The following is a 26,167-nucleotide window of genomic DNA, read 5'->3' as shown; positions in this document are numbered from 1 at the left end:
CGGGGCCCACGCCGGGCCGTCATGAGCCTGCGTCGGCGCAGGTGACGAAGACGGTGATGCGGGCCCACATTGCTCCCACCGCAGTGGCGTACGGCGGGTGGTGATGTGGGCTCCGGCGGGTCCGGGGGTGCGCGGTGCGAGACCCACCGTGACGGTATTCCCACGATGGCCGCGGGGCCCCAGACCGGGCGGCTTCCGCCCGCTTCAGCGAAAGGGTTGCAGAGCCGCCGGCTTCAGCCCGTCCCGGCCCACCGCGCACGGTCGGTGGCCTCGCAGATCGCCATGGTCGAGTGCGGGCTCGGCGTTACCGTGGTGCCCGCCGCCGTGTCCGCGTCACACCCCGCCGTCCGGTTCCGACCGCTCCGCCACGCGACGGCGACCATCGAACTCACCGCCATGACCAGATCCGGCCCCGGCGCGCTCGCCGAGCGACTCACCGCCGTCGCGACGCGGCTGGCCACGGACCATCCTCCGCCGCCCGACGGCTGAGCCAGGGCCAGGGCCCCGGCCGGGCGGCAGGGGTCAAGAAAGGACCTTCCCGGGATTCAGCACCCCGTACGGGTCAAGGGCCTGCTTCACCGCGCGCTGCATGGCCATGACCTCCGGCGTGATCTCCGCGGCGAGGCCCGGGCGTTTGAGCAGGCCCACTCCGTGCTCGCCGGTGACCGTGCCGCCCAGTGCGATCGCGTCGGCGATGATCTCGGCGAAGGCCGCCTGGGCGCGGGTGCGTGCGGCGGCGTCGCCGGGCTCGGTGATCAGCAGCGGGTGCAGGTTGCCGTCGCCGGCGTGTGCGATGTTGGCGATGAGGATGTCGTGCCGGGCGGCGGTCTTCTCGATGCGGCCGAGCATCTCCGCGATGCGCTCCTTGGGTACGCAGACGTCCTCGGTCAGGACCGGGCCCAGGCGCTCCAGCGCGGGATAGGCGAGGCGGCGGGCGGCGAACAGGGCGTCGGCCTCCAACTCGTCGGTGGACCGATCCGCCCAGGAGGCGCCTGCCGCGCGGAAGCAGTCGACCATGCGCTCGGCCTGGGCGGCACCCGTCTCGCCCGGCTCGTCGATCCGGCCCAGGAGCACCGCGTCGGCGTCGAGCGACAGGCCCATGTTCTTCCACGCGTCGACGGCACGCAGGCAGTGCCGGTCGATCAGTTCGAGGGCCGAGGGGGTCAGGCCCGCCGCGGCGACGGCGCGTACGGCATCGCCGGCGTCGACCACGGAGCCGAAGTGCCCGGCGACCGTGATCGCGGCCGGCGGCAGGGGCCGCAGGCGCACGGTCACCTCCGTGACGATGCCCAGCGTTCCCTCCGAGCCGACGACAAGGCCCGTCAGGTCGTAACCGGCGACGCCCTTGGCGGTGCGCCGTCCCAGCCGCACGATCTCGCCGAGCCCGTTGACCATCTCCAGAGCCAGGACGTAGTCACCGGTGACGCCGTACTTGACGCAGCAGACCCCGCCGGCGTTGGTGGCCACGTTGCCGCCGATGGTCGACCACGGGGAGCTTGCGGGGTCGGGCGGATACCAGAGCCCGTGCTCGGCCACCGCGGCGCGCAAGTGGTCGTTGACCACGCCGGGTTGGACGACCGCGAGCCGCTCCAGGGGGCTCACCTCGACGATCCGGTCCATGGCATCGAGCGCCACGACCACGTGCCCGTCGCCCGAGTTGGCTCCCCCCGACAGTCCGGTGCCCGCTCCGCGGGCGACGACAGGGGTGCGGTGACGGATACAGGCGCGGACCGTGTCGGCGACGTCTTGGGTGGACCTCGCGCGGACGACGGCCGCGGGGCGACCGCTGGGCGCCCATGCCGCTTGGTCACGGCGGAAGGCCTCGACGCTGTCCGGATCGGTGAGCACCCGGTCGGCTGGGATGTGCTCGAGGATCGCTCGAACAACCGTGGCGCTCATCGTGTGTCCTCTCGGTGGGTTCGCCCCGAGGCGGGCCTTCCGGTGGCGTGCATACCTGTATCCGTCCCCTCGGCGCAGCACCCCAGGTGGGCGCGGTGCTGCTGTGTCGATCGAAACACGGGTGCGTGGTGATCCGTACGGAGACAATCTCCACGCTCGGGCCCCTGCCACGGAGAGACCCTCCACCGTGGGCTCTTGCGGGCCACTGCATCATGTGAGGGTGCACACGACCGAGAACCGCTGGCTGCGGCTGCTGTCCGAGGCCCCGTCACCCGACGAGATCGACGCGCTGCGCCTCGCGCTCCTGGGCGAGGGCCGAGCCGTCGAGGAGGTCGAGGACTGCGCCGCGCACGCCCGCGAGATCCTGCGCCGCATGACGCGCCAGCAGCGGGAGTCGGCCGAACTCTCGGCGCTCAACGACCTGGCCCGGCGTCTGGGGGCGTTGACCGCGTCCAGCGGGGTGCTGCGGGAAGTGGCGGCGCACGCGCGGCGGCTGCTCTCCGTCGATCTCGCCTACATCATGGTGCTCCACGACGACCAGCGGCTGCGGATCGAGACCGTCGACGGCTCGATGGGCTCGACACTGCGCGGCATCGAACTCGAATCGGGCGCGGGCCTGGGCGGACTGGTCCTGCGCAGCGGTGCGCCGCAGTCCACCGTCCGCTACCGCGAGGACCCGGCCATCGCCCGCACCCCCGCCGTCGACAGTGCCGCGGCGGCCGAGCAGCTCGGCGGAATCCTGGGCGTGCCGATGATCGTCGACGACGAGCCGGTCGGGGTCCTGCTCGCCGCCGACCGCAGCCCGCGCCGGTTCACCGACCGCGAGGTGGAGCTGCTCGCCGCCCTGGCGGCCCACGCGGCGGTGGCCCTGCGCAACGCCGCGCTCATCGCGGATCTGCGCGAGGCCAATCTGACGCTGCGGCGCGGCGATTCCCTGGCGCGGGCAGAGGCGCAACTGCGCGACCGGCTCACGGACGTGGTGGTCGGCGGGGGCGGCTATCGCGAGGTCGCGCGGGCCATCACCGGAGCGACGGGCCTTACGGTGTCGGTCCTCGACGCGCACGGCGATCTGGTCGCCGGACCGGAGTGTGTGCATCCGCTGCCCTGGACCAGTGAGACGAGTGGGGAGCCGCAGGCCCCGCGCCGGTTCCGTCACGACGATCGCCACGGTGTGGCGCTGCCCGTGGTGGTGCGCGGAGGTCACACCGGTTCGCTGGTCGCCACCGGAGAGCACGCCTTCCACGACGAGCACGTACGGCTGCTGTCGATCGGCGCGGTCACCGTGGCGCTGGTGGCCGCTCTCGAACGCTCGGTCCTGGAGACGCAGTTGCGCACCCGCGGCGAGGTGCTGACCTCGCTGCTCTCCGCCGAGGCCGACGAGGCGGGGGTGCGACGCCGTGCGCTGGGCGCGGGCATGGACGTCGACTCCGTCGCGGCCCTGGCCGTGGTGGACGCCCGCGACACCGACCACACGGCCGACCAGATCGCCCGCCTTGCCCAGGAGACCTCCGGCTGGAGCGCCCAGCTCGGCGACCAGATCACGTTCCTGATGCCCGGCATCGGCCTGGCCGAACTCCGAGCGCTGGTGGAAGCGCGCGGTCTTGCCGGTCCGGTGGGGCTGGCCGCGTGCGGGCGCGGCGTCGCGGAGATCCGCCGGGCGCACGGGGAGGCGCGGCAGACGGCGACGATGCTGCGGGCCCTTGGCCGGCCCGGCGTGGTGGCCGAGCCCGCCGAACTGGGCGCCTATCGTTCCCTGTTCACCCAGGCCGGCACCGACGAGGCCCAGGTGTTCGTCCGCACGACCGTCGGCCCGCTGCTCGACCACGACCGGGCCAGGGGACGGGGCGGCGACCTGGCGGCCACGGTCTCGGCCTATCTGGCCAACGCGCAGCACCACGCCCGCACCTGCTCGGACCTGCACATCCACGCCAACACGCTCTACCAGCGCCTCAACCGCGCCGACGAGCTGCTCGGCGCGGGCTGGCGCGGCGCGGACCGGGCCCTGGACATCCAACTCGCCCTGAGGCTGCATGAGTTGGCGAGTCGGCTGGCCTGAGAGGGCCGCAGAGCCTTCCCCGCGGACTCCCCCTGCAGCAGGGAGCCGCCTCGCAGAGCACCTAGACGAGAACGAGAGCACCTAGGCGAGAGCACCTAGGCTTCTTCGCATGCTGAAGCTCGGAGTTCCCGTCATCGGTGTGACCGACATTCCCCGCGCCGTGGCCTTCTGGACGCAGGCGCTGGAGCTGGTCGCCACCGAGGAGTGGAAGAGCGAGACATGGCGGACGCTCGACCACGCCGACGGCTCGGGCCGGGCGCTGGGCCTGCTCCACAGCGCCTCGCCGGCAGAGCCCCGCCCGCGTCTCCACCTGGACCTGTTCACCGACACCACAAGAGAGCAACAGGCAGAGGTACGACGGCTGGTCTCACTCGGTGCGCAAACCGTCGAGTGGGACCTGTATCCGCCCGACCCGGACTTCGTCGTGCTCGCCGACCCGGACGGCAACCTCTTCTGCGTGGTCGACCTGAGCCGTGCGCCCAGCGGCAGCAATCGGCCGCCGACCTGACCGCCGCCCGCTCCTGTCGTGCAGGTCATGCAGGCGTCCGGGTGGTCGACCCCGCAAGGGGCGCCGTCTCACCGCCCTTGGCCCGCGGCCCCTCGCGCAGTACGGCCGCTCCCACCCCGGCGGCGACCATCACGATGCCGACGATCCACAGCCCGGTGTCGATGTCCCCGGTCGCGTCGCGGGCCCACCCCGTCACGTACGGCGCGAGGAAGCCCGAGGCGTTGCCCAGGGTGTTGATCAGCGCGATGCCCGCCGCCGCTCCCGCGCTCGTCAGGACCGTGGGCGGGAAGTGCCAGAAGACCGGCAGCGCGCAGAAGATGCCGACGGCCGTGATGGTGACCATCAGCATGACCGCGTACGGAGAGTCCAGGTAGAGGGCGACAGGGATCGTCAGGCCCCCCACGACGGCCGGTGCCGCCAGGTGCCAGCGCCGTTCCCCGGTGCGGTCGGAGTGGCGGCTCCACAGGATCATCGCGATCGCTCCGGCCACGAAGGGCACGGCCACGATGGCACCGGTCTGCACGAGGCTGAACTCGGTGTCGAACCGCTCGGAGAAGCCGGCGACCATCGAAGGACCGAAGAACGACAGCGCGTACAGGCCGTACACGATCCCGAAGTAGATGCCGCCCAGGGCGAGCACCTTGCCGCTGAGCAGGGCACGCCAGGCGGAGCCCTCCGCGGCGGGCGCGAGCTCGGCGCGCTCGGCCTCCAGCTCGGAGGCCAGGGCCCGGCGCTCGCCGGGGGTGAGCCAGGCGGCGTCCGCGGGCCGGTCGGTGAGGTAGAACCAGCAGACCACGCCGAGCAGCACGGCCGGCACGCCCTCCAGCAGGAACATCACCCGCCAGCCCTCGAGTCCGAGGAACCCGTCGAGATACGTGATGATCGCTGTGGACAGCGGGGCTCCCAGGGCGCTGGACAGCGGGATGGCGACCAGGAACGCGCCGATCAGCCGCACTCGTTCGGCCTTCGGCAGCCACCACGTCAGATACAGCATGATCCCCGGGAAGAAGCCCGCTTCCGCGATGCCGAGCAGCACACGCACCGCGTACAGCTGCCCGGCCGACTGCACGAAGGCCAGCAGCATCGCGCACAGGCCCCAGGTCACCATGATGCGGGCGATCCAGCGCCGCGCGCCGAAGCGGTGCAGGGCGAGGTTGCTCGGCACCTCGAACAGCAGGTAGCCGATGAAGAACAGCCCCGAAGCGAGCCCGAACATGGTCTCGGTCAGACCGAGATCCGCGCTCATCGTCAGCTTGGCGAAGCCGATGTTCGTGCGGTCCAGATAGTTGACGAAGTACACGAGGCCCAGGAAGGGGATGAGCCTGCGAGCGATCTTGCGCAGTGCGCTGCGGCGCAGCGTCTCGGCTTCCGTCATCGACGACTCCTCATGTCCCTGTGCTGGTTGAACGACCGTTCTGCCAGGTGAGCCCGCTCACCGTAGGCAGGCCGCCACCGCAGGGACAGGGAGAAGTTCTCCTGCCTCGTACGGCATCGATGGAGAAACCGTCCATCCTGGGCACGCACATCCGCTGCCGCCGCACACACGACCGAACCCGTCCTTGACCCTCACGGCATGTGCAACCGGCGTACCCTAAGTGGTATGCAACACCCCGCCCTGCGTGGGGAGTTGATGGTGCGACGGGGGTGGGACATGTCGTCGGACGGTCGGCTGGTCGCAGTGGTGTTCGTCCACGGGCTTGCGTCGTCTCCTGAGGTGTGGAGGCCCTTCGAGCGGCTCATCGCCGGGGACCCGGAGCTGGGGTTCGTCGCGCCACTGCCGTTCCGGTACGCGTCCCCGCGCCTGTGGTTCAACCCCCTGCGCCGCATCCCGTCCTTCGACGACATCGCCGGAAGCCTCAAGGTCTTCCTTGAAGTGGAGGCAGGCGACTACGACGCTCTCGTCCTGGTGTCGCACAGCCAAGGCGGTCTCGTCGTACAGCGTTACCTCGCCCGGATGCTCAACGAGGGGCGAGGGCGGGAGCTGCGCCGGGTCCGGTTGGCCGTTCTCTTCGCCTGTCCCAACTCGGGGTCCGAGCTGCTGCTGACTCTGCGGCGCGGCCTGCTGCGCAGGCATCCACAGGAGCGCGAGCTGCGCCCGCTCAACATGGCCGTCGCCGAGGCGCAGCGAACCGTACTCAATCGCGTGGTGCACGCCCAGCAGGTCGCCGCCGACACCTGTCCGATCCCGGTGCGGGTCTACGCGGGGGAGGAAGACGGGGTGGTGACGTCGGTCTCGGCGCGGAGCGTGTTCCCGCAGGCGGATGTGTTGCCCGGGGACCACTTCACGATCGTGCGGCCGGATTCCACGGCCCATCGGTCGTTCAGCACGCTGAGGCGCGACTTACTGGACGCACGGCACGACGCGACACGCAGAGGATCACCGGCCCATGAGAACGGTCGGGGCGACGACCCGGGGCAAGAACGTCAGGCAAGGATCCAGCACAACACGGTGACGGGTGGCGGACTGCTCTACACGGTGCAGGACGGTGCCATGCACATCCATCCGGCGCCCAGCCCGGGGGCAGCGGAAGACGGCGGGGAAAGTGGGCGATTCCGGTGAGTGATCCCTCCGCGGGCGACCGGCCCTCCGGCGGCGCGGCCCGGCAGATCATCAACGCCGAGGCGGGCGCGAGCGTTTACGCCGTCCTACAGGGAGACCTGCACATCCGCAACGGGTACCCGGTGTACCAGATCGTGCCCGTACCCTCCGAACATCCCGGCGTCAGCGGCCCACAGGCTGCCATGCGCCCCAGTGTGCTGCTGGCCGCGGAGAACGCGGTCGTCGGCTTCCGTGGACGCGAGGATGAAACGGCGCTGCTCCGGTCCTGGCGGGACGCACCAGAAGCGGGAGTCACCGCACTCCTTGTCCATGGCCCTGGCGGACAGGGCAAGACGCGGCTGGCCGCGCACTTCACCCAAGGCTCATCGGGCGAGGGGTGGCGGGTGTGCGAGGCGCATCACCTGAGCGACCCGACGGCCTACCAAGTGGTGCAGCCCGGCGAGTTGGGTGATGCGCTGCTGCTGGTCGTGGACTACGCCGACCGCTGGCCGCTGGACGATCTCCTGCTCCTGCTCCTCAACCCCCTGCTGCGCGTCCCCGGGCGGCGGACGCGGGTGCTGCTGCTGGCTCGCGCCGCTCAGTCCTGGTGGCCTGCCCTTCGGCACCGGCTCACCAAAGCGGGTTACCTCGACGCACGCACGGTGCCCCTCTCCTCCCTGGCGCCGACCCTCCCCGAGCGGCAGCGGGTCTTCGACGAGGCGGGCGCGGCGTTCTCGGCATCCCTCGCGCTGCCGCAGCCGGACACGGCCACGCCTCCCGAATTGACAGGGCCTGGGTACGAGACCGTGCTCACCCTGCACATGGCGGCCCTGGTGGCCGTGGAGGCCCGGGCACGCGGGGAGGAGCCGCCTCTCGACCCGGCCGGACTCTCCTCCTATCTCCTGGATCGCGAGCACGACTTCTGGCAGAACGCCCACGATCACGGCGGAGTGCGCGTCTCCCCTGCCGTGATGGGGCGCATCGTCTACACGGCGACGCTCACCCAGGGGCTGGGCCGAGCCGAAGCGGTCGCCGCGCTGGAGCAGAGCGGCGCCCTACCCGATGGACAGGCCGACGCGGCTCTCGACGATCACGCCGCCTGCTATCCGGTGCCAGCGGGCCAGGTGGACCAGACGTGGCTGCACCCCTTGCGACCGGACCGGCTCGGCGAGGACTTCCTGGCCTTGACGACTCCTGGGCACTCGCACCCGGCCTACGTTCCGGACAGCTGGGCAGACGGCGCCGCGGCCCGGCTGCTGCACGCCCCCAAGGGTGTACCCGGCTATGCCCGGCCGGCCGTGGCCACGCTCATCGACACAGCGCGCCGCTGGCCCCACATGGGCCGCACCACCCTCTTTCCGCTGCTGGCTCGTGACCCCGGCCTGGCATTGGCGGCCGGCGGTGCCGCCCTGGCGGGACTCGCGGAACTCCAGGACACCGACCTCGATGTCCTCCAGGCCGTGAACGACCTGCTGCCGCACCAGCTGAATGTCGACCTGGACACTGGAATCGCGGTGCTGGTGAAGCGCCTGACGGAGCATGAACTCGCCACGGACACCGATGACCGGACGCGCGGTCGACTGCACCAGTATCTCGCCGAGCGTCTCACCAACGCGGGCCGTCGCGAAGAAGCGCTGCGCGAGACGGAAGCGGCAGTGGCGCTGCGCCGCACGGTCGCCCAGCGCGAGCCCTCCCTCAACCGTGAGCTCGCCCGGTCACTGACGGCCCTGGGGCGGTGCCTGGCCGAGTGCGGGCGCCGTGACGAGGCGGTGGAGGCGGCCCAGGAGTCAATCGGACTTCTGGGCAGGGAATCCGGCGCGTTGTCGCCCGCGGACAAGGCGTTCCTGGCCGCCGCCTACGGTGGCCTTGCCATGTGGCTCGCGGAGTCCGGCCAGGTCCGGCAAGCGGTGACGGCCGCGGAGGAAGGCGTCGCCCGCCTTCGTGAACTGGGGCTGTCCTCGGAAGGCCCGATGGCGGAGATGCTCGGTCTGCTGGGCGCACGGTTGAGTGCGGTCGGCAGCACCCGGGCGGTCGAGGTGACCCTGGAGTCCATCGAACTTCTGCGGCCCCATGCCGCCGCCCAACCTCAGCTCTACGAGCCTCAGTTGGCCAGCGGCCTCAGCAATGTGGGGTACATGCTGCAAGGCCAGGGCCGCCACGAGGAGTCGCTCGACGCGCTTCGCGAAGCCATTGAGCGCGCCCGTCGACTGGGAAAGGCCAACCCCGACCGATGGGACGCCCTGCTGTCCCAAGCCCTGTGCAATCTCTCCGCGGTGCTGTGGGCCCTGGGACGCAGCGCCGAAGGCCTGGACGCCGCCCAGGAGTCCGTACTGATCCGCCGCCGTCTCTCCGTCACGAACGACGCCGTGTTCTCCCCGTTGCTGGCCCAGTCGTTGAACAACTACGCGATCACCCTGCACCTTCAGGGCGAGCGTGTCGCGGCACTGGAGACCTCCGCGGAATCCCTCGCCATACGGGAGCGGTTCGCTGCGGCCCACCCACAGGCATACGAGATCGATCTGGCCAAGTCGCTCGACACCTTCGCCGAGATCAGGGCCGAGTGCCGCCACGACCTGCCGTCCGCGCTGGAGGCCGCTCGCCGAGCTGTGGAGATCTTCACCCGCTGGCACGCGCGGATGCCCGCCGCCTTCGCGTCCGCGTTGCGCTCCGTGGAGTCCACCCTCGCTCTGGTGACGGACGCCGTCGGCAGCCCGGACGACACGGCTGGGGCCCAAGGCTGAGGGCCGAGCTGACGCACCCCAGAAGATGCACAGGCCGTAGCCGCCCAGGACGGCCGAGCAGCAGCACCTCGATTCCTCAGGCTCTCTGGAGTGAGCCCTCCGTCCGTCAACCCGTGCGGGACAAGAAGTCCTCCAGCCAGGCGACCGACGTCGCCACCTCCCGGGCGGCAGCGGCCGACAGGAGCGGTGCGGCCAGCGGGAGCAGGATCGCCAGCCGGAGGGCGTCGACCGCGCCGCACCATTGCCGGACAGTCAACTCCCGCAGTGCGTCACGGGCCCCGCAGGACGTCAGTGCTTCTCCGACGGCCCGAGCGCAGTACCTGGTGGTCCGCGGGCTCTCCCGCACCTCGCCGAACAGCGCCGCCGCCCGGGTCGCCGCGTCGCGCGCTTGGGCGCCCGTGCCGATCGCCGTGGCCAGCGCGGCGAGTGCCAGCAGCCGATCGGTCTCGCGCACGATCCGTTCCACCTGCGCTTGGGCGTCCGCGTACCGTCCCTGTGCCGTGCAGGCCGCAGCGATGGCCATGAGCACATCGTCGTCGGGCCGCTCGCTCCTCCCGTACAGGGCGAGGGCCGCCGCCGGATGTCCTGCTTGGGCGAGTGCCGTGGCGTTTCCCGCGCGCCATCGCTCGCGGTAGTGGGCCGGCAGGTCGCCGTCGGGCGGGGGCGTTGGCTGCGCTCCCAGTGCGCTCTGCAGACCCGCCGCCGTGCCGAGCGTCTTGAGCCGGTCCGGGTAGTCCCAGGACTCGGTGAACTCGCCCGGACGGACGGCGTGGACGGCCCGGCCGAGCCGCTCCAGCGCCTCCGCCCGATGCCCCCGGTCCTCCAGCGCCCTGGCGATGTCGATCCAGGCGCGCGCTCGGTCCACGCGCAGCCAGGCGTCGGGGAACCGGTCGGCGAGCGCGTCGGCCTCGGCCAGGAGGCCCACGCGTGCCAACGCTCCTGCCAGTCGGCTGCCCAGGGAGGGCACGATGCCGGTCGCGGGGGCTTCCCACCATGCCGTCACCGCTGCGCGCAGCGCCGCTCGCGCTGCCGGGAGCTCACCGAGGTCCGCCAAAGCGGTGCCCGCGCGGTAGAGGACACCTCCCTGATCGGCTGCTGGAAGGCCGCGCACGAGGTTCTGACCGTCCAACAGCGCTTGTACGGCATCTTGCGGGACGGTGCCACCCGCCTTGGCAGCCCAGTGCACCAGGGCGTCGGCCCGGGTCAGGGGATCCTCGATGGTGGCGATCGTCGAGGAGGCCTCGGTGAACTCGCCCGCGTCGACGAGAAGGCGCACGAGCCGGTCGGTGGCGTCGTGTGCTCCCTGGCGGTCCGCGTCGGCAGCCGTGCGCTTCGCCGTGGCCCAGTCCCCGTGCCGGGCCAGCAGGTCGAGCACGTCGTCGGTGAAGTAGTGCCGGATCGGCGCGGTGCCCATCAGGCGGATGTGCTGCTCGTCCTCGTCCAGGAGGGCTCTGGCGGCCTCACGGTGGCCCGTGGCGATCTCGTGCAGGGCGAGCGCTCCGGTGATCCGGGACCGTGCGTCGATGGCTTCGGCCCGCTGCGCCGCCTCGTGTGCGCTCTGCGCGGCACCGGAGCGCAGCAGACCGGACACGATGGTGAACAGGGCGTCGTCGGCTCTTCCGGTCGCGTCGGCGCGGCGCCCCGGAGGCAGGACCGAAACCCGGACGGGGGCGTTCTCCGCGTCCCGCATCAGGTCTACGACTGCCAAGGCCTCCTCCACGCGGCCCTGTCGCACGAAGGCGGCGGCGACGGCCTGGCCCGGAGCGGCCCGTTGCGCAGGAGCCATCTCGCGCATCACGGCGAGGGCCGGCTCCGGCCGGTCCGCGTCCGCCAGAGCCAGGGCCGCCCACAGGGGGTAGACGGGGAACGTGCCTTTGGCGCGGAGCCCGCGTTCGTTGTCCACGGCCGCGTCGTGGAGCCGGACTGCGAGCCGCTGGGCCTCGTCCGGTGCGCCGAGGTGGTCCAAGAGCGCGATCAGTTCTCCGGTGGCCGTCTCGGAGGGCAATTCTTCGCCCTCCACGTCGCGAACGGCCGCCTGGCACAGTGCCGTGGCCCGGGCGGTGTCGCCGACGAGCAGCAGGCCCCGGGCCAGGGCCGCGCGGGCCGACGCGCTTGTCCCGGCGTCCAGTGGAGCGCGGGCCAGGGATTCCTCGGCGGCGTCGAGACGGCTTCGTGCCGTGTCGGCATCTCCGCGCCGCAGTTCTGCGTCCACCAGACGGACCGTCATCACCGTACGGAGAGCGGGGTCCTGGATGTTCCGGATCGTCGCCTCCGCGTCGGCCGACTGCCCCACGGCGGCGTACGACTGGGTCAACGACACCCACATTCCGTCGAGTTGTTCTGGGGGTGCAGAGCGCGCGGCACGGCTTGCGTTCTGTCCGGCCCGGCCCAGCAGCTGCCGTGCGGCCTGCTGGTCGACGTCCCAGAGGAGGGTCGCGGCCTCGGCCGGCACACGCACGTGCTCCGCCGAAGGGACGGGTGCGTCGGCCAGGCTCAGGCACAGGGCCGTCAGATCCTCGCCGGTCTCGGCTCCCAGCTCCGACAGCCGCCGCCACACCGGAAGCAGGTCGTCGAGCGCGCCCAGCGCCGTGTCCTCGTCGGCGATCGCGGTGAGCGCCGCGACCGCGGCCCGGGTCGCGGTCAGCGCCGCCTCGATCCGGTCGTCGCCGGGTCGCGTACCGGCCTCACCCAGCAAGGCCATGGCGACATCGGCCAACACCGTCGCCCGCAGACGCGGATCCGGGACCGTTTCGATGAGCTTGAGGACGCGTCTGCCGTCGTCCAGCAGCATCCACGCGGCGTGCACGGCGGGGGCCCGGGTGGTCTCGGCGCCGGACAGCAGATGGGACAGCAACGCGTAGCGGAACAGCCGCGGCAGTGCCGCCGACGCGTCCGCCGACACCTCGTGGCGCGCGGCGCCGATGCCGAGCGCCAGATCGGCCAGGTAGGACGATGGCGTGACGTCGGCACGCGACTTGGCCACTCCGTAGTCCCCCGCGTCGAGGAGCTCGAACAGTTCGTGCCGCAGGCGGCCGTCGTAAAGATGTCGTGCGCAGTGGGTCAGGCCGTACCGGTGCACGGAGGGCGCCACCCGCTCGCCCGGTTCGGCCCATGCGCCGGCGAACAGGTGCCGAAGACGCCGCGCCACCAGGGCGTGAGTGCTGATCCTCTCGACATGCAGCTCCGGTTGCGCGCGCAGCCCTGGCGAGGTCACGAACTCGGCCAGGGTGGCGTGGTAGAAGCGGTGGCGGCCCTCTTCCTCCGCGAGGAACTGACCCAGCCGTCGCAGGGCCGTCGCCACGTCCGAGGGCTCGGCGTCGATGCCGCCGAGGGCGCGCAGCTCATCGAGGCCGACCGGCTCCGGCGCGATGCTGAGCACTTCGAGGAGCGGGCGGTAGACCGCGGCCCAGGCGTCGAGCATCGCGATCCGCCCCGTCAGGGTGTCGACGAGGCGTACGTCGCGTGCGCCCGCGGTAGCGCGGATCTGCCGCAGGAAGAATCCGTACAGACCGGTGATGTGCTGGGGCAGTTCACGCAGCGCGAGCAGGTCGCCCAGGGCGGCCGCGGCCTCGGCCGAGACGGCCGCTTCGTCGACGGCCCGTGCGAGAGCGTCCAGGTAGCCGATGTTGCCGTTCGCCTTGAGGGTCGCCTCCCGTACGAAGTCGTGTGGGTCGCGGCCGGCTTCGGCCAGGGTCCGCGCGGCCGGCGGCCGGGCGGCCACCTGCCGGGTGTACCGGCGCAGGTCCCGGGCGACGCGGTCGTCGTACGCCGCTATGCCCACGTGCGCGAGCACACCTGCCTGCCCCTCCAAGAGAGTCGTCACATCGAGGCTGGGCCGTGACGCGACGACCAGACGCAGGTTGGGCGGCAACTCCGGCAGACGCGCCAGCCACTGCGGGAGGCTGTGCTCCCCGTCGTCGGCCGCCGCCTCGTCGAGTGCGTCGACCAGGACGACGAGCCGGGCGCCGGGCCGCAGCCGCCGCAGCGCACGGGCCGGGTCGAACAGCGCCATGTGCTGGAGGTCGGACGTTTCGACGAGCCGCGGATCGCCGACCCATTCGCCGATCCGCAGGCCGGTGGCCTTGCCCCCGGCGCGCTCGACGTCCTGCTTGATGTGCAGGACCGTCTGGTGGAAGGGCGAGGTGAGCAGCCGTCGTACCTCTGCGCCCACCACCTCGCCTCCGTCGGCGAGTTCGCCGATCCGCTGCGTCACCTCGATGCGTACCTGCTCGGTCGTGAAGAGCTCTGGACAGGCGGAGGCCAGCTGGAAGCCCACCCGCAGCAGGAACGCGCGTGCGGTCGGGTCGGCCAGCGGGGTGCGCTGATCACGCCGGATGAAGTAGCGCGGCCACGTCGGGTGGTCGTGGGCGAGCTGAGCCAGGCACGCGCTCTTGCCCGCTCCGGGTGCCGCGGTGAGCAGCACCACGCGGATGTCGTCGCGGTCCAGTTGCCGCTGGATGTCCTGGGCCAGCCAGTCGCGGCGCAGGAAGTGCGCGGAGCCCACATGGGAGGTGACGACGGAGTCGAAGAAGAGATCGCTCGTGCGCATGGGGTAGGTCCGCCCCCGCCCGGACCGGCCCTAGCCGATCTCGTCGATGTCCACGGCGGCCCCCGAGACGGCGTGGTCGGACTCCTGGGTCACCGACACATCGCCCCTGGTCATCTTCTTGGACCGGACGCCGACCTGTGACTCCATCCGCTTCATCCTCTGGACGACCACGATGTGCGGCGCTGCTCGCTTCACCTCGTTCAGCAGGCGCTCGATCTCCTCGCGCAGGGCGGCGTCGCGTTCGCACTCCGCCTCCAGGAGGTCCGTCATCTCCTGCGTGTGGGCCTGCGGGCCGTCGGCGAACTCCTCGACCGTGCCCTCGTGTTCGGTTCCCGCGAAGCGGGCCCGCAGCCGGGAGAGGAGTTCCTCCGCCTTGAGCCACGCGCTCTGGCCCGCGGCGCCGGCGAAGTCCTGCGCCGCTCTGGACAGGAAGGGGGTCAGCAGGGCGACGGCGCCGGTGGCCAGCGTGAGCGGATCCATGCGGATGCCCCCTTCCGTCCGAGTGGAGGCGAGTACTTGCCCTCATACGGGCGCTTTCCGGGAAATTAAGGCGGTTGCGGACGGGCGTCAACCCGGTCCGCCGCCTTCCGGTCGCGACCCCTGGACGATGAGCGCCCTGGCGATCAGGCTCCTGCCGGGAGTCCCGTCCGCTGCCGCGAGGTCAGGAGTGCCTCCGCGCCCGCGTACTGGGCACCGTCTCCCAACTCCTCCTCGATGCGCATGAGTTGGTTGTACTTCGCGGTGCGGTCGGAGCGGGACAGCGATCCGGTCTTGATCTGGCCGCAGCCCGTGGCCACCGCCAGGTCCGCGATCGTCGTGTCCTCCGTCTCGCCCGAGCGGTGCGACATGACGACCGTGTAGCCCGCCCGGTGGGCGGTGTCGACGGTGGCCAGGGCCTCCGTGAGGGTGCCGATCTGGTTGACCTTCACCAGGACCGAGTTGGCGACGCCGGAGGCGATGCCCTCGCGCAGGATGGTCTCATTCGTGCAGAACACGTCGTCCCCGGTGAGCTGGCAGCGCGCGCCGACCCGTGCGGTCAGGTCCCGCCATCCCGTCAGGTCATCCTCGGCCATCGGGTCCTCGATCGACACGATGGGGTACGAGTCGATCAACTTGACCAGGTAGTCGGCGTTCTCGGCCGGCGTGCGCCGCACGCCTTCCCCGGTGTAGTCGTAGACGCCTTCGCGGAAGAACTCGGACGACGCCGGGTCCATGACCAGGCCGATGTCGATGCCCGGCCGGTACCCCGTGCGTTCGACGGCGGCCATCACGAAGTCGAGGGCCTCCTCGGCGGTGCGCAGGGCGGGCGCGAAGCCGCCCTCGTCACCCACGCCCGTGGAGTGCCCGGCGGCGAGGAGGTCGCGGCGCAGGGTGTGGAAGATCTCGGACCCCATCCGCACGGCCTCGGCGAAGGTCTCCGCGCCGATCGGGGCGATCATGAACTCCTGGAAGTCCAGCGGATTGTCGGCGTGCGCGCCCCCGTTGACGATGTTCATCATCGGTACGGGCAGCAGCCGGGCCCCGGAGCCGCCGAGGTAGCGGTAGAGCGGCAGGCGATGGGCGGCGGCCGCGGCCTTGGCGGTGGCCAGGGAGACCCCGAGGATCGCGTTGGCGCCGAGCCTGGACTTGGCGGGAGTGCCGTCCGTGGCCACGAGCACGGCGTCGAGGCCGGTCTGGTCCTCGGCCTCGCGACCGGTGACGGCGGCCGCGAGTTCCGTATTGACGTGGCGGACCGCGCGGTCGACGCCCTTGCCGTGCCAGCGCGCCGGGTCGCCGTCACGGAGTTCGACGGCCTCGCGGGCGCCGGTCGAAGCGCCGGATGGGACCGCGGCCCGGCCGATGGATCCGTCCGCCAGTTCCACGTCCACCTCGACGGTGGGGTTGCCCCTGCTGTCGAGGACGCGGCGGCCGATGACGGAGGTGATGGCGGTCATGGGAGTCCTTCCCGTTGTCGCATACGTGCCGGGTTCGGCTGCGGCGACGGTGGCGCTGAACCCGACACGCAAAACTCTACAGCAGAGCTGTGCAGTTGTGCTGTGTAGTTTGGCTGTTCAGTCCCGCTGTGCAGTTCTGCCCGCGCAGCTACGCTGCGTTAAAATTCGGTATGCCCCTTCCGGAATCCGCCGCCGTCGCCGCCGAACTGCGCACCGCGATGGGAAAGCTCTCGCGGCGCGTGAAGCTCGAGGACCAGATGCCGCTCGGTCAGGTGGCCGTCCTCGGCGCCCTGGACCGCAACGGCGCGATGACGACCAGTGAACTGGCGGCCGATCAGCGGGTGCGCCCGCAGTCCATGGCCCGAGCCGTCGGGCTCCTCATGAAGCAGGAGCTGATCACGCGCCGGGCGCATCCGACCGACGGCCGCAAGAGCCTGGTCGAGCTCTCCCCTGCCGGGCAGGCACTGCTGGAGGAGGAGCGAGGCCGCCGGGCGGACTGGCTCGCGCGGGCCATCGAGGCGGAACTGACGGCGGAGGAGCGGGAGTTGCTGGCGCGGGGAATCGGTTTGGTGGAAAGGGTCGCGGCGCACTAGCTGTGCCCGGCGGACCACGGGCGGAGCCGGGGACGGACTCCCTGACCGCAAGAAGCGCACAGCCCGCGCATGGAACCAGGCCCGCTGTCGGAGCGCGGTGCGACAATGCGGCATGAGCGATGCCATCGGGCCCGGCGGTGCCGACGGTGCCCACGAGGAGATCGACGCCGACTGGGTCCGGCTGCGGCATGAGTTGCGCTTCGGGCAGCTCCTCACCGGTACCGTCGTGCGCGTCCCCAAACCCGGAGCCATCGGCGTCTTCGTGGACCTCGGGGAGGCGGGCTCCGGGTACGGCGGGTTCGTCGACGTGCTGCTTCTCCCCCTGGACGCGGAACGCTGGCCCGCGGAAGGAACAGTGGGCGAGTTCGAGGTGTGGTGGGCCGGCGCGGAAAGTCGGCAGATCCGCCTGAAGCCGGTGGATCCCGCCTTCCTGCGCGAGGGCTTCGCCGAATACGTCGCTCGCTGGCGGCCCGCGTGGCCCACGCTGATCGGGCACCCCATCGACCATGTGGAAAAGGCCCTCGCCATTCTGGAGCAGGAGTTCGCGGCGGCGGAGGGCAGCTTCCTGTTCCGGCTGCGGGGCGATCTGACGTGGGACCGGGTCGCCTTCACCCGCCTGGAGCGGGCGATGCGGATCGCCTGCGCGGCCCACCAATCGAGCGATCAGATCAACCGCTGGCTGGCCGACGGGTTCTACGAACTGGCGACGGCCGTCCCCTCCTGGACCTCGCACCCCGACTTCCCGCGGCCGACGCCCGTTTCCTACTACGAGGACTGCCTGGAACGCATCGGCGACCTGGCGGACTGGTTCTTCCGGGGCGAGTCCAACTACTCCGATGGCCATGTCTGGGCGGACCTTTAGACGGTGAGGCCCCTCTGCCGTACTAGGAGTTCTCGTCCGGCCACTGCCAGCTCATGCCGTAGATGCCTTGCCGGCATTGGGCGGCGTACAAATGGGCCGTGCCGGAGGAGTCCACCGTCAGGGGGCGCACCTTGCGCTGCTGGGCGGAGGCGTTCTCCCGGTAGAACGAGTGGCAGATCGCCGGGCGCCGGTCGTGGGGGAAGTACACCTGGAGCAGATAGGCGTCCTGGCTGCCTCGTATCCCCCGCTCGTGCAGCGTCGTCGGGTGGTCCTGCCGGACGGTGCGGATCTCGTAGTCGACGGTCGTGGTCTCGCCGAACGACAGCGGACGGCCGAAGCCGATCTGGAGCATCACCCCGCCCGATACCGCGTCCTGCCGCATCGATTCCAGCTGTCCGCAGTGCACGGTCGCTTCGGGCAGCCCGGCGTCGGGATCGTCCAGGAAGTGCAGATTGACCAGCCGGTCGGGACCGTCGGCGACGGCGCGGACCAGGTGATTGATGGTCAGCCGGCTGACGCAGCCGCGCCGGTCCAGGTGCAGGACCTCGCGGGTCAGGAGGATGGCGATGCCCTGGTTGAAGCGGGGGAAGGCCTCGCCCAGTGCCTGTTCCTGCCGGGAGGCGTGTCCGTAGAGACGGCGGGTCGCGTGCTCGTCGACGCGCACGGCCGGGCGGCGCCCGCGCGGGCGTTGGGGCTGCAGCAGACCGGACAGCTCGCCGGGCGCCAGCGCGAGGATGCTCTCCAGTTCGACCACCGCGCGCAGCGAGTCCGAGCGTTCGGGACGGGTGCGGTCGCGCTGCCAGTAGCTGAGGGTCGCGGGCGTGAGGCGGATGCCGCGGGCGGTGAGCCGCTCGCAGATCCGGTCCAGGGGAAGCCCGCGGCGGCGCACCGCTTCGCGCAGAGCCACGGCGAACGGAGCGGGGCGATCGGTCGAAAAGGCCGCTCCGGTACCGGATTCCGCGCCGTCCGACGTCAGTCCGGATGAGACCGTCACGAATTTCGCCTCCCGACATGACAAATGACGAGCCACACACCCGGATCATGCGCAACTGCCCGATTGACGCCGTTGCGTGTCATGGCCGGACATAGACGGCGGGCAAAGGAATTCCCGCCCGCACGCCTCGCCTACCAAACCCTGCCGGGACGGCGTACGTCAATATCCGTAACGCCGCTTCCGCATCACGTATCGGGCGCGCACATTCGGAGTCGGCGCCCATTAAGTGTTTACGTCTTTCGCCTTAAGGGCCGGTGCCTCGCCATGCCTTGTGCGACCCCCCGCACCAGCGGGAGTGTTTCGCCCACGGCACGGTCCGGGAAATCCCGCGTACCGCGCCGATGGATGTTCGGTGCACCAATTCGACCCCACCCGGTGCACCGAACATCTATATGCCACCCCCCACTTACCCTCGGAAGGCATTCACATGGCGCATGTTCGGCATTACCTCTTCGCTGCCGCTGCGGCGGGAGCCCTGGTGGCCACGACCGGTGTCACAGGTGCACACGCCGACTCAACCCCGGCGCCGCGCTACGAGCCGCAGATGATCGAGGCGTTGGCTGACACCCTCGGCGTGAGCGACACCGCCGCCGTGCGTCGCCTCGACGAACAGGCCGACCAGCAGCGGCGGCTGGCCCGGCTCCAGCGGGACGGTGTCCGCACGGACGGCGCGTTCTTCGACGCGAAGGGCACGCTGACCGTGAACGTCGGCGCCGCCCCTGCGGCGGCGCGGGTGAAGGCCACCGGCCTGACCGCCCGCATACCCGGCCGGGGCGAGGCGGAGCTGACACGCATCACCTCCGCACTCGACGCGGCGGCGGCCAAGCGTGTCCCGAGCGGCATAACCTCCTGGGAGGCCGACCTGGCCTCCGACACGGTCAAGGTCACCGTGGCCGACGCCGGCACCCCGCAGGCCCGCGCCTTCCTGAAGGAGGCCCGCAGACACGGGAAGGCCGTCCGCATCGTCAAGAGCGGGCAGGAGCTCCAGGCGAAGGCGGCCGTCGCGCCGGGCAGCCGGATGAACATCAACAACCAGCCCGGCTCGTGGTGTTCGGTGGGCTTCGGCGCACGCAGCGCCGCGGGCCGGCAGTATCTCGTCACCGCGGGCCACTGCGTGACGGGCAACCCGGGCCTCTACTTCAACGGTTCGAAGTTCGCCACCGGCTCCACGACCCGCTTCGCGGTCGGCCAGAACAGCGTGGACATGGGCCTGGCGACGATCGAGCCGGGATCCTCGATCACCACGGCGGTCGGCACCTGGGGCAACGGCGCCTCGGTACCGGTGCGCGGCAGCCAGCGCGCGGCGGTCGGCGCGACCCTGTGCAAGTCCGGCTCGACGACGGGCTGGACCTGCGGCCGGGTCGGCGCGTACAACGTCACCGTCACCTACACCGACCGCAACGGCGGCCCGGACACCGTGGTCAGCGGCCTGGGCCGGTCCACGGTGTGCGTGGAGGGCGGCGACAGCGGCGGCGCCTACATCGCGGGCAACCAGGCCCAGGGCATGACCTCGGGCGGCCCGACGAACCAGTCGTGCGGCGGGGTGAACCTCCAGGGCTCGTCGTACTTCCAGCCGCTGGACGACACGCTGCGGCACTACGGCCTGACGCTCAACACGAACTGACGGTCTGAGGTCGAAGGGGCCGCTGCCGGAACCCCGGCAGCGGCCCCGGCGCTGTCACGTGGGCCCTTCGAACGCCGCACGACGGATGTGGAACTGTCGTGTGGAGTTTTCGAATGCCGAAACCGTACGCCGTCGGGCCCGTTGGGTCTGTTGAGCCCAGGGAAGGTCCTCCCGGGCTCAAGCCCTCGTACCGACGGAGTGAGGCCATGGCTACGCCCAACGACGCCCTGCTCAGCCTGATCCGTGAGGCCGGCTGGACGTACGAAGCCCTGGCACGCCGCGTCAACGCCGACGCCCGTCGGCACCAGCTGGGGACCACCTACGACCGGACGACGGTCGCGCACTGGATCCGCGGCTCCCGCCCTCGCCGCCCGGTTCCGGAGCTGCTGTGCGGGCTGTTCACGCAGCGGCTCGGGCGGCTGATCACGCCGGCGGAGCTGGGGCTCGCCGATGGCCGGCCGGCGGGGCTCAAGGACGCGGCCTCGCTCATCGCCGCCATCCCCGGCCTCGAAGCAAGCGGCGTACGAAGCGGCAGTCACGGCGAAGAGGCGCCCACCCGTGTACCCGAACAGCGCGCCCATCCGGACAGCGAGGACCGGGCCGTTCCGGCCGCGCACGAGCAGGTGTGGCGCGGGGCCGAGCGGTTCTTCGTGCAGCAGACGGGCGCCTTGGGCGGGAGGCACACCGAGCCGGTGCTGCTGGCCTACTTGCAGTCCACCTTCGGCCCCGCGGGCGGCGCCCCGGTCGTGGGTACGGAGTCCAGGGCGGGTTTGGTGCATGCCGCGCGCACCGCTGTTCTCCTGGCGGGCAGTTACGCCGACGCCTGCCGCACCCAGGAGGCGGAGGGGGCGCTGAGCGCCGCCGAGGCGCTCGCCGATCACGCACAGGACAGGCCCGTCCAAGCCATCGCCTTGCGGCAGTTGAGCGAGAGCGCCCTGCTGCAGGGCATGGTCCCCCTCGCGTCGGGGTATCTCGACCGCGCTCTGGAGGTCTCCCGTCACGCGCCGAACCCGGTGCGTGCGTACGTCGCCGCGCAGGCGGCCCGGGTGTGCGCGGCGCGCCGGGAGCGCCCGGCGGCCCTGGAGTGGCTGGAGACCGCGTCGCGATTACTGCCGCACTACACCGGCGGCGAGGATCCCTTCGCGGTCTATTCCGCGGCGTCCCTGCACTATCAGCGGGCCGCCGTGCTGCTCCGGCTCGGTGAGACGGGTGAGGCCCATGAGGCGCTCACCGCATCGCTCGAGGAGCGGCCCGCGCAGGAATCGCGCGCGGTCCTGTTCAGCCTGCTCCTCAAGGGCAGGCTGTGCCACGTGGAGGGCCGCCGTGAGGAGCTGTCCGTGGCCGTGGACGCCGCCGAGCGCATGAACGTCGCCATCGCGTCGGTCAGCGCCGCCCGGGAGATCGCACGCATCCGCTCCGCACAGCAGGTCTGAGCGGGGCGCCGTGGCCGCGCGGACATGCGCGCCGCGAACGGGTCGCCGAGCATGGAGACATGAACGATCCCTGGCTTGTCGCGCAGCTTCTTGCCGTCCCCGGCCCCTCCCGGTCGGGCACGGCCGATGCTCTGCACCCCCTCGGGCCCCGCACCGCGCACAGCGGCTTGCGGCGCAAGGACTGCGAAGCCCCGTGCGCGGGATTCAACACGTTCAACAACGACCTGGGGCGTGGTGCCGACCCTGCCGAGGGGGCCGGTCGTTGACTGATCGGAGCGAGGCCAGCGTCGGCGTCTTCGGCCCCTGTCTCCCGCGTCAGGCCGCACCGTAATGGCGGCATTTCTTCATCCCTTGGCGTGACTCCCGTTCGGCGCAGCGGCCGTAACGTTCCTGCACGCCCCCTTTTGAGCTGCGCGATCGCCACCGATTGGCGCCCCTAGGTCTTTCGTTCGAAGAACTGCATGTTCTTCCCAAGATCCTTTGCCCCCATAAGGTCATGCCGTTTCCAGCGGAACGCGATCCCGGGTGAGGTGTGGGTGTCGGGCGAACTCTTTTGCCGTGCACTTGAATTGAGGCTCCGTCAGATGACAGGGCCAAGGCTGCGAGCGGCGTACCGCCGTCAGACCGGCCGCGCGGAGAGGGCTCCTTGGTGATGCCCTCCCCCACTCACGGGACGGCCGCGGAGCGAACCGCCGTGCTCGAAGGCCTCGCCGGCGTCGTGCCGCCCCGCGCGGTGAGCAACGACGACCTGCCGGCCGCCTGGGACACCGACGACGCATGGGTGCGCCGGCGCACCGGCATCCGCGTACGCCACTGGGTCGCGCCCGGGGTGTCGACCGGCGACCTGGCCTTGGAGGCCGCACGGCGCGCGCTAGCCGTGGCGGCCGCCGCACCGGTCCGCCCGCTCGGCGCGGCCACCACCGCCCCCGTCGACGCGGTCGTGGTGGCCACATCCACCCCCGACCGGCCGATGCCCGCCATGGCACCGCAGCTCGCCCACCGCCTCGGCCTCGGCCCGGTCGCGGCCTGGGACGTCGCCGCGGCGTGCAGCGGATTCGTGTACGCGCTCGCCGGCGCCGCCGGAGCGATCGGGGCGGGCATCGCGAACCGGGTCCTGGTCGTCGCCGCCGAGGTGTACTCCACGCTGATCGCCCCGGACGACCGCGGCGCGGGCGTCGTCTTCGCGGACGGCGCGGGCGCGGTGGTGCTGCGCCGGGGCGAGCAGGGCGAACCCGGCAGCGTCCTGGGCTTCGACCTGGGCAGCGACGGCGCCGGCCACGAACTGATCGAAGTGCCGGGCGGTGGCGCGCTGGCACGTTCCGCGCCCGATCGCTACACCCCGGCGGACCTGCACTTCAAGATGCGGGGACGCGACGTGTTCCAGGAGGCCGTCACCCATATGACGCTCTCCGCACAACTGCTGCTCAAGAACGTCGGCTGGTCGGTGCACGACATCGACCGGTTCGTGGCGCACCAGGCCAACGCGCGGATCCTGAACGCCGTGGCCGAGCGCATCCCCGTACCCTCCGACCGGCAGGTCGCCAACATCGACCGGGTCGGCAACACCGGGGCCGCCTCCATCCCGCTGGCGCTGGCCGACGCGGCCGAACACGGCCGGCTCCACGCCGGGCAGCGCGTCCTGCTCACCTCCTTCGGGGCCGGGCTCACCTGGGGCTCCGCGGCCCTGCTGTGGCCCGACCTCGCCCCGGTTCCCTCCGTCCACAGCACCGACGGCCCGCCGCGCTCCCGCTGAGCAGCAGCTCTCCCGCGGTTCCCGTTCCTCCACTTCCTCCGCTTCCTGCACTTCCTCCATGTTCACCGCTTTCACCATTTGCACCAGCAGAAAGGGCACAGCCATGTCTTCAGTCGACACCGCGGTCCACTCCGTCCTGACCGCGAAGTTCGAGGTTCCCCAGGACCTCATCCGCCCCGAGGCCACCCTGGAGAGCCTCGACCTGGACTCCCTCGCCTTGGCCGAACTCGCGCTGGCACTGCAGGAGGAGCTTGCCGTCGAGGTGCAGGAGCACGAGGCGACCAAGTCCACCACCATCGCCGGGCTCACGGCGGCCCTGGCCGCCAAGCGCACCGCGGCAGGGGTGCTGTGAGGGCTGACACCCGCGCGGTCGCCGTCACCGGCCTGGGGCTCATCACCCCGGCCGGGGTCGGTCGCGAAGCGACCTGGGCGGGCGTCCTGCGCGGCGAGTCCACGGCGGCCCAGGACCACCAACTCAAGGAACTGCCCGTCGACTTCTCCTGCCGCGTTCCGCCGATGACGCCCGAGCAGGGCAGGATCGGAGGCGGCAAGGCCTGGCGGATGGGACGGTTCACCCAGCTCGCCGTGCTCGCGGCGCGCGAGGCCGTCGCCGACGCGGGCCTCGATCCCACCAGCTGGGACGGCGCCCGGGTGGCCGTCGTCATCGGCTCGGGGCTGGCCGGCGCGGCTCACCTGGAGGAACAGACCCTGCGCCTACAGGCGGGCCCCGACCTGGTGTCCCCCGTCCTGATCCCGATGCTGATCTCCAACATGGCCGCCGGTGAGGTCCTCCTCGACCTGGGCGCACGCGGCCCCTCCCTGGCGACGGAGACGGCCTGCGCCTCGGGGGCCAGCGCCCTGGCCGTCGCCCGTGACCTGCTGCTCTCCGGCGCCTGCGACATCGCGGTGGCCGGCGGCACCGAGGCCGCGATCAGCCCCGTGGTCACCGCGGGCTTCCAGCGGATAGGCGCCCTCTCGACCCGAACCGACGCTCCCGCGCAGGCCTCCAGGCCCTTCGCAGCGGACCGTGACGGCTTCGTCATCGCCGAGGGCGCGGCCATCCTCGTACTCGAACGCACCCAGGACGCCCGAGCGCGCGGCAAGCGGCACTACGCCCAGCTCGCCGGCGTCGGCCTGAGCTCGGACGCCCACCACCCCACGGCACCCGCCCCCGGCGGCACGGTGGCCGAAGTGGCGCTGCGCGACGCGATCGGTCAGGCCGGGCTCGTGCCGACGGACATCGACCACGTCAACGCCCATGGCACATCGACCCCGTTGAACGATCGGACCGAGGCCGAGCTGATCGCCCGGGTCCTGCCCCACGGGCCCACCGTCACCTCCGCCAAAGGCGTCCTGGGCCACAGCCTCGGCGCGGCCGGCGCCATCGAGGCGGCCCTGACGGCATTGACGATCCACCACTCCACCGTTCCGCCCGTCGCCAACCTCACGACGGACAACCTCGGCTTCCCGCTCGACTGCGTGGTGGACCGGCCCCGGCCGCAGACCGTACGGGCCGCGGCCAGCCATTCGTTCGGCTTCGGCGGACACAACGTGGTCCTCGTCCTGCGCGCGCCCTGACCGGCGCCGCCACCGTCGTACCCTCCCCCCTGCGCCTCATCACCCTCAGAAAGTCACCTGCCCTGTGACCGTCTACAGCGCGCTCGCCCACGCGAGCGTCCACGTCCCCCTCGGCCGGCAGACCGTGGCCCAGGCCGAGGACCGCTTCCGGGCCCACAACCCCGGCATCACCCTGACGCCCGGTGTCCTGCGGCACATGTACGGGCTGCTCGAACGCACCGTGGCCCCCGCCGACGAACAACCCTCCGATCTCGCCGCCCAGGCCGCCCGCAACCTGTTCGACGAACACGGCACGGCACCGGGGGACATCGATCTGCTGCTGTTCGCCGGCATCCTCGCCGACATGGAAGAGCCGGCCACCGCCCATGTCGTGGCCGCCAAACTGGGCCTGGGCTGTCCCGTCTTCGACCTGAAGAACGCCTGCAACGGCGTGCTCAACGCCCTGGAGGTCGCGGACGCGTTCATCAGGTCGGGCCAGTACCGCCGCATCCTCGTCACCACCGCCGAGGTGAGCACCCGCGAAAGCCGCTGGTCCCTGGACGACGCCGCCGACGTGCTGCACGCGCTGCCCAGCCTGAGCACCGGCGACATGGGCTCCGCCGTCCTGGTCGAGGCCGCCGAGAAACCCGGCATCCTCGGCAGCCGCTTCTTCGCCAACTCCTGGGGCTGGCAGGCCGCGACCCTGCCCAACCCCTACGCCCAGCACCGCACCCTGGGCCATCTGCGCATCGACTCCGCCGAGCTGGTGGCCTCCTTCGACGGCATGCCCGAGAAGGTGCGCGGTGCCCTGCATGACTTCGGGGTGAAGCCCGGTGACCTGGACCTCGTCTGCATCCACCAGCCGTCGGTGGCCTTCACGAAGGTCGCCTGCGACTGGGTCGGGGTGGACCCCGCGCAGATCGTGTCCACCTTCCCCACCCACGGCAACGTCGCCACCAACACCCTTCCCCTGCAGCTGACCACCGCCCTGAAGACCGGCCGGCTGCGACGCGGGGACCTGGTGGGCCTGTTCGGATTCGCCAGCGGCGCCAGCAGCGGCCTGCTCCTGTGCGCATGGTGACGGCCGCCGACCTGGCACCGCGCTGCTGCCCTGCCTCCCCGCCC

General features: G+C 71.6%; 20 protein-coding genes. 14 read left to right on the top strand and 6 right to left on the bottom strand.

The features are described 5' to 3' along the window. Window positions 1-324: 324 nt before the first annotated feature. Entirely contained in the window at window positions 325-489 is a 165-nt protein-coding gene (locus ACZ6ZP_RS26525; RefSeq protein ID WP_469408649.1) for a hypothetical protein, read from the top strand. A 33-nt stretch (window positions 490-522) separates the two neighbouring features. Here ACZ6ZP_RS26525 and ACZ6ZP_RS26520 read toward each other — a convergent pair whose 3' ends face one another. Continuing rightward, complete coding sequence (locus tag ACZ6ZP_RS26520) at window positions 523-1,899, bottom strand: FAD-binding oxidoreductase (protein WP_469408647.1); 1,377 nt, start codon at window positions 1,897-1,899, stop codon at window positions 523-525. A 220-nt stretch (window positions 1,900-2,119) separates the two neighbouring features. Between ACZ6ZP_RS26520 and ACZ6ZP_RS26515 the strand changes: the two genes are divergently transcribed. Both ACZ6ZP_RS26515 and ACZ6ZP_RS26510 read left to right on the top strand, forming a co-directional pair. Beyond that, the gene (locus ACZ6ZP_RS26515) at window positions 2,120-3,955 is read left to right on the top strand and encodes a helix-turn-helix domain-containing protein (RefSeq protein ID WP_469408645.1); all 1,836 of its coding nucleotides are present in this window, start codon (window positions 2,120-2,122) and stop codon (window positions 3,953-3,955) included. A gap of 109 nt (window positions 3,956-4,064) precedes the next feature. Next, the gene (locus ACZ6ZP_RS26510) at window positions 4,065-4,463 is read left to right on the top strand and encodes a VOC family protein (protein ID WP_469408643.1); all 399 of its coding nucleotides are present in this window, start codon (window positions 4,065-4,067) and stop codon (window positions 4,461-4,463) included. A gap of 25 nt (window positions 4,464-4,488) precedes the next feature. Here the strand turns inward: ACZ6ZP_RS26510 and ACZ6ZP_RS26505 are convergent, their stop codons facing one another. Then, window positions 4,489-5,838 carry an MFS transporter gene (locus ACZ6ZP_RS26505; protein ID WP_361465680.1) on the bottom strand — a complete coding sequence of 450 codons (1,350 nt, stop codon included), beginning with the start codon at window positions 5,836-5,838 and terminating at the stop codon, window positions 4,489-4,491. Between the two features lie 225 nt (window positions 5,839-6,063). Here ACZ6ZP_RS26505 and ACZ6ZP_RS26500 point away from each other — a divergent pair, with 225 nt between their 5' ends. Continuing rightward, window positions 6,064-7,023 (top strand): esterase/lipase family protein, encoded by a 960-nt coding sequence (locus ACZ6ZP_RS26500; RefSeq protein ID WP_351166194.1) that lies wholly within the window; start codon window positions 6,064-6,066, stop codon window positions 7,021-7,023. Continuing rightward, window positions 7,020-9,743 (top strand): tetratricopeptide repeat protein, encoded by a 2,724-nt coding sequence (locus tag ACZ6ZP_RS26495; RefSeq protein ID WP_469408641.1) that lies wholly within the window; start codon window positions 7,020-7,022, stop codon window positions 9,741-9,743. The genes ACZ6ZP_RS26500 and ACZ6ZP_RS26495 overlap by 4 nt, the downstream gene beginning before the upstream one ends. Before the next feature lie 106 nt (window positions 9,744-9,849). Here ACZ6ZP_RS26495 and ACZ6ZP_RS26490 read toward each other — a convergent pair whose 3' ends face one another. From ACZ6ZP_RS26490 to eno, 3 genes are all read right to left on the bottom strand, one after another. Then, the gene (locus ACZ6ZP_RS26490) at window positions 9,850-14,292 is read right to left on the bottom strand and encodes a hypothetical protein (RefSeq protein WP_469408639.1); all 4,443 of its coding nucleotides are present in this window, start codon (window positions 14,290-14,292) and stop codon (window positions 9,850-9,852) included. A gap of 30 nt (window positions 14,293-14,322) precedes the next feature. Next, the gene (locus tag ACZ6ZP_RS26485; protein ID WP_351166188.1) at window positions 14,323-14,772 is read right to left on the bottom strand and encodes a hypothetical protein; all 450 of its coding nucleotides are present in this window, start codon (window positions 14,770-14,772) and stop codon (window positions 14,323-14,325) included. Between the two features lie 143 nt (window positions 14,773-14,915). Continuing rightward, complete coding sequence (gene eno, locus ACZ6ZP_RS26480; RefSeq protein WP_469408637.1) at window positions 14,916-16,226, bottom strand: phosphopyruvate hydratase; 1,311 nt, start codon at window positions 16,224-16,226, stop codon at window positions 14,916-14,918. Between the two features lie 170 nt (window positions 16,227-16,396). On the opposite strand from eno, the gene ACZ6ZP_RS26475 reads away from it, so the two are divergent. Further along, window positions 16,397-16,819 (top strand): MarR family winged helix-turn-helix transcriptional regulator, encoded by a 423-nt coding sequence (locus tag ACZ6ZP_RS26475; protein ID WP_351166184.1) that lies wholly within the window; start codon window positions 16,397-16,399, stop codon window positions 16,817-16,819. Window positions 16,820-16,931: 112 nt separating this feature from the next. Beyond that, the gene (locus ACZ6ZP_RS26470) at window positions 16,932-17,681 is read left to right on the top strand and encodes a hypothetical protein (RefSeq protein ID WP_351166182.1); all 750 of its coding nucleotides are present in this window, start codon (window positions 16,932-16,934) and stop codon (window positions 17,679-17,681) included. A 22-nt stretch (window positions 17,682-17,703) separates the two neighbouring features. Here ACZ6ZP_RS26470 and ACZ6ZP_RS26465 read toward each other — a convergent pair whose 3' ends face one another. Next, window positions 17,704-18,675 (bottom strand): XRE family transcriptional regulator, encoded by a 972-nt coding sequence (locus ACZ6ZP_RS26465; protein WP_351166180.1) that lies wholly within the window; start codon window positions 18,673-18,675, stop codon window positions 17,704-17,706. 427 nt (window positions 18,676-19,102) lie between these two features. On the opposite strand from ACZ6ZP_RS26465, the gene ACZ6ZP_RS26460 reads away from it, so the two are divergent. From ACZ6ZP_RS26460 to ACZ6ZP_RS26430, 7 genes are all read left to right on the top strand, one after another. Next, window positions 19,103-20,299, top strand: a complete 1,197-nt coding sequence (locus ACZ6ZP_RS26460) for a S1 family peptidase (RefSeq protein WP_351166178.1) — start codon at window positions 19,103-19,105, stop codon at window positions 20,297-20,299. 206 nt (window positions 20,300-20,505) lie between these two features. Further along, window positions 20,506-21,732, top strand: a complete 1,227-nt coding sequence (locus ACZ6ZP_RS26455) for a tetratricopeptide repeat protein (protein WP_469408634.1) — start codon at window positions 20,506-20,508, stop codon at window positions 21,730-21,732. 59 nt (window positions 21,733-21,791) lie between these two features. Then, window positions 21,792-21,998: a hypothetical protein gene (locus ACZ6ZP_RS26450; RefSeq protein ID WP_351166174.1), complete on the top strand. Its 207-nt coding sequence runs from the start codon at window positions 21,792-21,794 to the stop codon at window positions 21,996-21,998. 386 nt (window positions 21,999-22,384) lie between these two features. After that, on the top strand, window positions 22,385-23,485 hold the full coding sequence (locus ACZ6ZP_RS26445; RefSeq protein ID WP_366461731.1) for a beta-ketoacyl-ACP synthase 3: 1,101 nt from the start codon (window positions 22,385-22,387) through the stop codon (window positions 23,483-23,485). A gap of 103 nt (window positions 23,486-23,588) precedes the next feature. Next, window positions 23,589-23,837 (top strand): phosphopantetheine-binding protein, encoded by a 249-nt coding sequence (locus ACZ6ZP_RS26440; protein ID WP_351166170.1) that lies wholly within the window; start codon window positions 23,589-23,591, stop codon window positions 23,835-23,837. After that, complete coding sequence (locus ACZ6ZP_RS26435; protein WP_351166168.1) at window positions 23,834-25,063, top strand: beta-ketoacyl-[acyl-carrier-protein] synthase family protein; 1,230 nt, start codon at window positions 23,834-23,836, stop codon at window positions 25,061-25,063. Before ACZ6ZP_RS26440 ends, ACZ6ZP_RS26435 begins: the two co-directional genes overlap by 4 nt. Window positions 25,064-25,127: 64 nt before the next feature. After that, window positions 25,128-26,123 (top strand): 3-oxoacyl-ACP synthase III family protein, encoded by a 996-nt coding sequence (locus ACZ6ZP_RS26430; protein WP_366461732.1) that lies wholly within the window; start codon window positions 25,128-25,130, stop codon window positions 26,121-26,123. The last annotated feature ends 44 nt before the right edge of the window (window positions 26,124-26,167 follow it).

It is taken from the genome of Streptomyces sp. NPDC054047 (assembly GCF_055585065.1).
Note: the sequence above shows the minus strand (reverse complement) of the source record. Positions and strands in the feature narration are given on the sequence as shown.

Coding starts and splice junctions, on each gene's coding strand:
- ACZ6ZP_RS26520 (WP_469408647.1), bottom strand. CDS start 1,899: ATGAGCGCCACGGTTGTTCGAGCGATCCTCGAGCACATCCCAGCCGAC.
- ACZ6ZP_RS26510 (WP_469408643.1), top strand. CDS start 4,065: ATGCTGAAGCTCGGAGTTCCCGTCATCGGTGTGACCGACATTCCCCGC.
- ACZ6ZP_RS26505 (WP_361465680.1), bottom strand. CDS start 5,838: ATGACGGAAGCCGAGACGCTGCGCCGCAGCGCACTGCGCAAGATCGCT.
- ACZ6ZP_RS26500 (WP_351166194.1), top strand. CDS start 6,064: ATGCAACACCCCGCCCTGCGTGGGGAGTTGATGGTGCGACGGGGGTGG.
- ACZ6ZP_RS26490 (WP_469408639.1), bottom strand. CDS start 14,292: ATGCGCACGAGCGATCTCTTCTTCGACTCCGTCGTCACCTCCCATGTG.
- ACZ6ZP_RS26485 (WP_351166188.1), bottom strand. CDS start 14,772: ATGGATCCGCTCACGCTGGCCACCGGCGCCGTCGCCCTGCTGACCCCC.
- eno (WP_469408637.1), bottom strand. CDS start 16,226: ATGACCGCCATCACCTCCGTCATCGGCCGCCGCGTCCTCGACAGCAGG.
- ACZ6ZP_RS26475 (WP_351166184.1), top strand. CDS start 16,397: ATGCCCCTTCCGGAATCCGCCGCCGTCGCCGCCGAACTGCGCACCGCG.
- ACZ6ZP_RS26470 (WP_351166182.1), top strand. CDS start 16,932: ATGAGCGATGCCATCGGGCCCGGCGGTGCCGACGGTGCCCACGAGGAG.
- ACZ6ZP_RS26460 (WP_351166178.1), top strand. CDS start 19,103: ATGGCGCATGTTCGGCATTACCTCTTCGCTGCCGCTGCGGCGGGAGCC.
- ACZ6ZP_RS26455 (WP_469408634.1), top strand. CDS start 20,506: ATGGCTACGCCCAACGACGCCCTGCTCAGCCTGATCCGTGAGGCCGGC.
- ACZ6ZP_RS26450 (WP_351166174.1), top strand. CDS start 21,792: ATGAACGATCCCTGGCTTGTCGCGCAGCTTCTTGCCGTCCCCGGCCCC.
- ACZ6ZP_RS26445 (WP_366461731.1), top strand. CDS start 22,385: ATGCCCTCCCCCACTCACGGGACGGCCGCGGAGCGAACCGCCGTGCTC.
- ACZ6ZP_RS26440 (WP_351166170.1), top strand. CDS start 23,589: ATGTCTTCAGTCGACACCGCGGTCCACTCCGTCCTGACCGCGAAGTTC.